7 protein-coding genes and 1 pseudogene are annotated in these 7456 nt (G+C 70.3%); 4 read left to right on the top strand and 4 right to left on the bottom strand.

Annotated features, from left to right (window positions below; all coding sequences use genetic code 11):
- The first annotated feature begins 1212 nt into the window (after positions 1-1212).
- The 3 genes from ACFVWU_RS43620 (at position 1213) to ACFVWU_RS43610 (ending at position 2938) form a co-directional block, all read left to right on the top strand.
- Positions 1213-1398 carry a hypothetical protein gene (locus ACFVWU_RS43620; protein ID WP_387632017.1) on the top strand — a complete coding sequence of 62 codons (186 nt, stop codon included), beginning with the start codon at positions 1213-1215 and terminating at the stop codon, positions 1396-1398.
- Positions 1399-1432: 34 nt separating this feature from the next.
- Entirely contained in the window at positions 1433-1651 is a 219-nt protein-coding gene (locus ACFVWU_RS43615; RefSeq protein ID WP_387632015.1) for a hypothetical protein, read from the top strand.
- Between the two features lie 273 nt (positions 1652-1924).
- Positions 1925-2938 carry a hypothetical protein gene (locus ACFVWU_RS43610; RefSeq protein WP_387632012.1) on the top strand — a complete coding sequence of 338 codons (1014 nt, stop codon included), beginning with the start codon at positions 1925-1927 and terminating at the stop codon, positions 2936-2938.
- Between the two features lie 189 nt (positions 2939-3127).
- Here the strand turns inward: ACFVWU_RS43610 and ACFVWU_RS43605 are convergent, their stop codons facing one another.
- From ACFVWU_RS43605 to ACFVWU_RS43595, 3 genes are all read right to left on the bottom strand, one after another.
- Positions 3128-3760: a hypothetical protein gene (locus tag ACFVWU_RS43605; protein WP_387632019.1), complete on the bottom strand. Its 633-nt coding sequence runs from the start codon at positions 3758-3760 to the stop codon at positions 3128-3130.
- 1013 nt (positions 3761-4773) lie between these two features.
- Positions 4774-5046, bottom strand: coding sequence for a hypothetical protein (locus ACFVWU_RS43600; protein ID WP_387632010.1), 273 nt, complete (start codon positions 5044-5046; stop codon positions 4774-4776).
- A 642-nt stretch (positions 5047-5688) separates the two neighbouring features.
- Positions 5689-6126, bottom strand: a complete 438-nt coding sequence (locus tag ACFVWU_RS43595) for an SMI1/KNR4 family protein (RefSeq protein ID WP_387632009.1) — start codon at positions 6124-6126, stop codon at positions 5689-5691.
- On the opposite strand from ACFVWU_RS43595, the gene ACFVWU_RS43590 reads away from it, so the two are divergent.
- On the top strand, positions 6125-6466 hold the full coding sequence (locus ACFVWU_RS43590; protein WP_387632007.1) for a hypothetical protein: 342 nt from the start codon (positions 6125-6127) through the stop codon (positions 6464-6466). The genes ACFVWU_RS43595 and ACFVWU_RS43590 overlap by 2 nt on opposite strands.
- 778 nt (positions 6467-7244) lie before the next feature.
- On the opposite strand, the pseudogene ACFVWU_RS43585 reads toward ACFVWU_RS43590, so the two are convergent.
- Positions 7245-7456: pseudogene (locus tag ACFVWU_RS43585) on the bottom strand (hypothetical protein); the annotation flags it as partial.

The raw sequence follows: 7456 nt of genomic DNA, 5'->3' as shown, positions 1-7456 counted from the left end.
AAGAGACAGCCTGCGGCTTGAGCATTTCCTGGCGGAAATGCGGCGGTGCTGACGCACCGCCGGGTGCGGGGGTGCCGGCTACGCCGTCACCATGCGTGGCGTAGCCTCGGCTGCGCCTCGGCAAGCGGTGTGGGGTTGGGGGAATTCGCCGGTGGCGAATTCATGGGCTTGCTCGGGTGGTTTGTGGCAAGCGCCTGGCGTCGCTGCGCTCCGCCCATCGGGGGCATCTGTCCCGGGCCTACGGCCCGTCAATCGGCCAGCTTCCCCGCCTTGTTCGGCCGGTGTTTTCACGGCCCTACGGGCCGGTCTGCTGACCGCCTTTCCCGGGCTGCGCCCGGGGGTGAGCGTTGACGATGTGACGCGGAATTCGGGTAGTAGCCCCTTCCCCCGAATCGGGAGGGGTGCCGGCCGGGGCCTGCGGCCCCGGGCGTTGACGATGTGTCGCGGACTTCCGGTATCAGTCACAACCTCACCCCCCGGCCCCCTCCCCGATCACGCCCGGCGGGGTGCTCGGGGCCCGGTTTCGCCGTGTGGTTGCTGGGCTGGTGGCCCATCCGCCGCCTCTGGGGCAGGCCTGCGGCCCTCGCTTCCTGGCTCCCTGCCCGCCGGTCCGGGCTCGCCCGCCCGGGGCTCCGTGGCGGGCCCTCACGGACACCCCGCACGCCGGTCCCTGACAGGCCCTCAACCACAGATTCCGGACCGGCACCCGGGGCGGTTCCAGTGGCGTTCTGAGCGTGTTTCCCGGAGCGCCGTACAGCCCTATCCTGGCCATCCGCAAACGAGCGCGAGACGCGAATAGGAAGGCTCGCATAGACTTCCCGTTCCAGCCCTATCCGACTTCACCAGCCGGGAGAATGCGAATTACAATCCAGCCCACTGCCGATGCGAAACAGGAAAGCCACGCGAGGCGCAGCGCCCGGAAATCGAATTCTGACGCCCCAGAAAGGGGCCTACGGCCCCCACCGCCGATACGGTGACCGCTATTCCAGACCCGCCGGGAAATCCGATGAGACTGCCCCAGAGCAATCACCAGAGCCACAACACCAAACCGAACACCCGAACCGGGGACCGACCCGCGGGCGGCCGGAGCAGGCCGGGCACGGACGAGTCGAGGCCAGCACGGGGCCGCACGCCACCAACACACCTGACAGCCCGTCTACCCTGCAGAAGTCCTCAACCCAGCCCCAGCCGACCACACCCCGGAGAACCGGCATGACAGACGAACCCAGCACCTCCCCAGACCCCAACAGCGGCTCCGCCCGCCGACTCCGACCCACCCTCGGAACCCTCGCCCTGCGGGCCGTACTCGCCGCAGTCTCCGCCGCCACCATCGGGCTCTTCCTCATCCTCGTAGCGCACGTACTCGCCACCCACCGACACGCCCTCCACTTCCACTGACCCCCACACCACCCAACCGCGACCGAGGCACGGCGTGACGGCCGGACGGGCGCAGCGGGACGGCGGGCAGGACGACGGGCGGGTGAGCGGGGCAGGGCCCGCGCACGGCCTGGACGGCGGCCGGAGCGCAGCGGTGAGGCGCGAGCGCGGCCAGCGGGCGGGGCGGCCGGTCCGGGCGCTGCGGGACGGCCTGGCGGCCGACCAGGACAGCGGCCAGAGCGCAGCACCGGTGTCCTGTGCCACCGAACCTTGACCGTGTGCCACTGAGCTTTGACGTCTGCACGGTTTGTGTCACTGAAGGTTGATCGCCCAGGTCAGTCGCCGCGCGTCGTGCCGGTGACCCGAACGGACGGTCGTTGGAACCCTGGGATACCACCTTCCGACGCAGGACGGCCGCTAGGCGCTCGGCGGAACGAGCCAGGGAATCCTCGAGACTTCGCGGTACACCCGCCCGGCTGCCGCAACCAAGATCGGCACGCGCTCGTCCCACTGATGGCTCGAAGGCACTGAACGCCAGGGGGAAGCGATGGCCACGGTCGAACCGCACGATCCGTACGTGGTCACGGCGCAGGGGAGCGCTCCGGTTCGTCCGCCCTCGAACCGGCGTTGGCAGGTCCTCACCCTCGGTGCGGCTTGCGCCCTGCCGTCGTTGATCTCGGTGGCCATCGGCAGCGCCGTCCAGCACTTCGAGCCTGGCGGGCGCGTCCTCGGGATTCTGCACCTGGTGGTGACGCTCGCGGTCGTCATACCCGCGTACTTCGTCAGCGTCCACGCCCTGAAGCCGTCCGCCCCCCGGTGGTGCTGGCTGCTCGCACCCGCGCCGATGGCGCTCGACCTCGCCGCTACCCACGGGCTGGCCTTCCTACTGCCCTTCCGCCCGGGCCTGCTGAGCGTGCTGGTGTTCGCCCTCCCGTCCTTCGCCCTGGCCTGCGCCGTGGTGCTGCGCTCACGCACCGCCCTGCTGGCGGCCGTCGGCACGCTGCTGGGCGTGTTCGTGCTCGCGCTTCCGCTGCGGGCGATGCAGCGGGAGGTGGGGGTCCAGGACCTGCTGCTCGGCACCCACATCCCGTCCCGGTCCCTGATGCAGCCGGTCCTTTCGGCGGATGTGCAGATCACCGGGATCAGTTGGGATGGGCATCGGGCGGTCTTCGTGCTCAGCGACCAGGCGGACATCTACGCCGGCAGCGGCGGACTCGGCAACGGCTTCGACAAGGCCGCGGTCGAGACGGTCTCCCCGGGCTACAGCGACCCCTGCGGCCGCCCGATGCTGTCCGCGGACGGTGAGAACCTCACCACCAGCCCTTTCACCCCCTGCCTGCCGCAGCCGGGCGGCCTCTGGTCCGACGGAGTGAACCGATACGTCCTGCAGCGCGACGGCCTCACGATCACGCTGGCCGGCGCCGGCGGCGGGCTGAGCACCCTCAGCGGGGGCGGCGAGGTGCGCCACGCCATCCTCGCAACCCATCCCGCCACCGAACCCGAACTGCGCTCCCTGGAGGGCTGGTTCCCCTCCAGCTGGCTGGGCTGCTTGTTGCTCTGACCACCTGGAGACGGGACGGTGACGTCTACCGTGTCCCGGGCACAGTACACGGAGGCCCACTCGACGGTCCTGACCTGGGCGGTCAATCTTCGCTGACACAAACCACCACCCGTCAACCTTCGGTGGCAATCGGTCAAGGTTCGATGGCACGGGACAACTACTCCAAACGAGTGCACCCTGTCGGCCGTCCTATGGCTTTGGCTGCATGGCCGGTGCGGGCAGGTCGAGGACTCGGGCAAGGGCAGCAATGACCGGATCAGAGTGCTCGGGCATTTGCTGACGGACCCAGTCGGTCGCCAGCGCGAGGAAGTTGGTCAGGTCGCGCTCGGCGCCGGCGAGCAGGTGGCGGAGCTCGGTGACGGACAGCTCGATCACCGGGCTGCCACTCTGCTCGGCGTTGGCGGTGAGCCGGACGGTGTCGCCGAAACGTTCTGCAACCGGTGACACGGGCTCGTGGCCGAACCCAAGCAGGCTGCCGCCATCGACGAACACGCGCCAGTCGCGCCAGTCTTCCAGTCCATCGCAGCAACCGGGCAGGAAGGTGACCCCCGTGGAGTAGTCGGTGACTCGCAGGCCACCGGCCGCGTAGAGGTGGTCGAAGGTCAGCAGTCCATGAAGGAAGGACTCGAGCGGGTCAGTCGGCCGTGGCGGGCGGTCCCCGTCGGGGTCGATGTCGTTGCAGCCGATGATGCGCATCATCGCCGTCCCGACCTCGGCGGGTGAGAGTTCGCCGTTCAGGGGCAGGAAGGCGAACGGCTCGATCCCGGCGATAGGCCAGAGGTCGAAGCCCTCTGGGATGTTGATCTCCAGGACAGGCTGCATCACGATCACCTGGCGCAGTGTTCCGCACTCTTGCCCCTATCGCCTCTCGATTACGCCGAGCATCTCTCCTCTTCCGAAACCCGAACCGGAAGAGGAACCGAGCACCTTCGGTCGTACTGACATGAGCAGACACAGTTGCCGCGGACACCTCACCGCGCCGGCCGCCAGTTGGGCCAACCTAAACCGTTCCTCGGTGGGGCCACTTGCAGCCGTCACCCCGGGGCGCAAGAAACACCGTCCTAGACACGGCCCCACCCCGGCACCCTGTCGCACCCACCTGTCGCGCCCCCACCACACACAGGGGAACCCGGGCATCCGCCCACGTCACACCACGCGACAGCACCCCACACGACAGCAGGGTGCGACAGCCAACGCGACAGCACCCACCAACCACCAGCACGACCCCGCATCGGCCCCCCGGACCATCACCAGAGCAGCCTCCAGCGCCGGCCTGACGGCCACCAGGACGACGGCCACCGGGTCGGACGAAGACGACGGCGGCGGCCGGGACGACGGCCACCAGGACGAGGCCAGCGGGACGCACGGGTGCAGCAGGCCGACGCCGGCGAGCGATCGGGCGGGCGGGCGGGCGGGCAGGCTGACGGCGACGAGGTGGCCCTGGGAGGATCGGCCCGCGGGTGCACGCGACACCCCCATTGCCTGTGGCGTGCACCAGCACAGGGGTACGTGCGGACCCACGAGGACGGCGGCGAGACGGACGTCCACCAGGGCGGGGCCGCCGCCGAGGACGGCAACGAGGCGGACGAACCAGAGGCGCCGGCCCAGCAGGCCCGGACGACGGGGCCAAGACGAGGCCCAGCAGGACCCAAGCAGGAAGCGGACCCGGCCAGCAGGAGCAGGGTGCAGCGGCCGGCCGGCGGCGTGCCGGGCAAGGAGGGCCAGAAGCTGCGCTTGGACGGTGCCGTAGCCGTCGACCAGGCAACAGCCCGGCGCGGACCCCGACGTGATGAGCGCCTGCTGCGGCGCATGCCTGTTCGCAGCCGGAGAGAGGGTCAGGGCGTTCGCAGCAGGATCTCGCCAGTCGAAGGGTCAGCGATGACGGCGACGTCCGAGGTGAAGAAGAATCCGATCTCTCCGTCCTCGACGAACGGGCTGACGTTGGTCGTCACGTGCGCGTACTCATCCCCGATGTCGTATCCGCAGGCACTGTTGAGGACCACCAGCCGCACGCCATCCCGCAGGACGACCTCCGTCGACAGTCCGTCCCGCTCTTGGAGCAGATCGACAATCGCCGTATCACGCGGCGCGGGCTGGGGCGGGAACATCGCGCCAGCTTGCCACACCAGCCCACAGGCCATGTCGGGCCGGCCTTCAGCCTGCCGGGCAAGGAGGACCAGGAGCCGGGCCTGGACGGCGCCGTGGGCGTCGACCGGACCACAGCCCGGACGGTGTCAGCAGGCCCCACCAACCGCCGGCGAGCGCAACGCGGGGGCGCAGCCCGGCCCGCCAAACCGAACACCGACCCCACACCCTGACCAATCCGACCGAAATTCAGAAGCCCCAGGAAGTCAATCAATGAAAATATCTGCGCGGAATTCCAACGGAATTCCAAGCCGATTACAGATCCAGAACACCCCACCGCCCCCACGAGCAGCCGACCAGCCCCCGCTACCACCCCCGACCACCACGTACCGTTACCAAGCCAGCTGCCGACTCGACTCCAACAGGTCTAACCAAAGGTCCAGACAACATGGCGTGTAGGGCTATTCCACGCCCCACAACACCAACAGGTCACACCCGCGCGGGCCAGCTGGGCGGAACTCGACCAGGAGCAGCGGGACCTGCTGGCGGCGCTCGACGCTGGATGACTCAGATCCCATGCGTCCACCAGTCCTCGCGACCGCTGCGGGCGAGGTCCGGACGGACGCGGGCGAGGAAGACTTCGTCCAACGGCCTGACCACAGCCCTCAGTTCACGGCGGCCCGAGTGGGCAGGCTGGCCGGTTCGCCGCTCCACCCGCCGAGGGTGAGCACCTCCAGGTCGGGGTGGGCCGCCGCCTCGACGTCCCCGGGATCCCCACCGTGGAGCCTCGCCACCACCGGCATCCGGTCCGAGTGCCGGCCGGAACAAAAGCTCCGGTCCGGATCTGGATTCAGCACCAGGTCGGTGAGGGACTCGGCCAACAGGTGGGCTCCGGCGCTCTGCTCGTGGTCGAGCACGATGATCTGTCCGAGGTGGCCGCGTGGGCCGGGCGTCAGGTCAACGACGACGCGGTCCCCGCCGCCGGTGTCGCCGATGACGATCCAGCCTGGCGAGCCGACCAGCTGACTGAGCAGGTGCGCACCTGGGAACTGAGTATCCGGACGGCTGCGCCGGGCTCGTCGATCCGCGTTGGATGGGGGCATGAACGCGACACCCTCTGCCAAGACATCCGTCGCCCGACCGTCCCCGGGGAGGGACCGCACACGGCGCCGGGCCGTTCTGTCCGCCGTCCTGTTCGTGCCGGCGACCCTGGCGGCCATTCTGCTGGCCCTGAGCTCCGAACAGGCGTCGGTCTGCATCACATACGGGGAACAGTGCGACCGGGGACTGCCGGACTGGCTGCTCCGCTGGGGAGCCGGACTCGCCGCCGCGGCGTTCCTCGCCGCCCTGGCCGCACCTGCCGCGCGCATGCGCCGGGCCGCGCTCGCCGCCCAGATCCTCGCGGAGGCTACGGCGCTTCTGGTCATCCTCAGCCACAGGTGACCCGTACACGAGCCGGATTCGTCTCTCCTGTCCCGGGTCGCAGAGACGCCGTCGTCCGCGGCCGGCAGTCGCCCGGGAGCAGCCCCTGGACAGCGGGTAACCTGGGTGTCCGCCCCGACAACAACGGCCCACCCAACAGTGGCCAGCAGCGGCCGGCACAGCGACGGCGAACGGCGACGGCGGCAGCGACGACCACCAGGACCACAACGACGAGCGGCGGGACCACAACGACGAGCGGCGGGACCACAACGACGAACCGGCGCACCACGCGAGCAGGCGCCTTCTCAACCAACCCGCCAAACGACCGACCCCGCCCCCCGGCGGCCGGGGCGGCACGGCCAGCGACGACGATGACGGCCGCGCGGCGACCCAGCGGAGGCGACGGACGGCAGGACGGCGGAGGCCAGGCGGCAGGCAGGGCAACGACGACGGCGCAGCTCGCGCCGGCGACCCCGCGGCGGCGAGCAGCGACGGCAGCCGAGACGGCCAGGTCACACCCGGCGGTCCTTCGCAGGGTAGAGCTTCGCGTGGAGCACCCGGTCCTCCCACCACGGATCGTCCGGAGCGGACACCAACGCGGCCACCAGCTCCCGCGTGGTCGGGACCGGCAACACCGCGGCCACCGGACCGGCAACGGGCCCCTGGCGGCCCTGGGAGAATCGGGCAGGCCGTGCGCACCGCACTCCATTGCCCGTGCCGCGCACCCCGCATCGGCGTCTACGCCACACCACCGGCGCATGCCCTCGCGGGTAGTCGGCCTGGGTTCCCGGTCTGACGATCAGAATGGCGGGTTCTCCGGATGCCAGTCGCCGCCCCAGGACCGGCCAGTGACGTACGGGCTGCGGTCCTCGTCGCCGGGCCGGGCAAGGCCGGTGGTGTCGTGACCCCAGGCGTCCAGGGCATCGAGAGCCTGCCGGCGTCGCCACCGAATGTCGCGGGTGAGCAGGAGGCGGTGGGCACGCTCGGCCAGGCCGTCACGGTGCCCGGCGA

The sequence above is a fragment of the Kitasatospora sp. NPDC058190 genome (assembly GCF_042883685.1).
Taxonomy (GTDB): Bacteria; Actinomycetota; Actinomycetes; order Streptomycetales; family Streptomycetaceae; genus Kitasatospora.
This window is presented reverse-complemented; position numbering and strand designations above follow the sequence as displayed.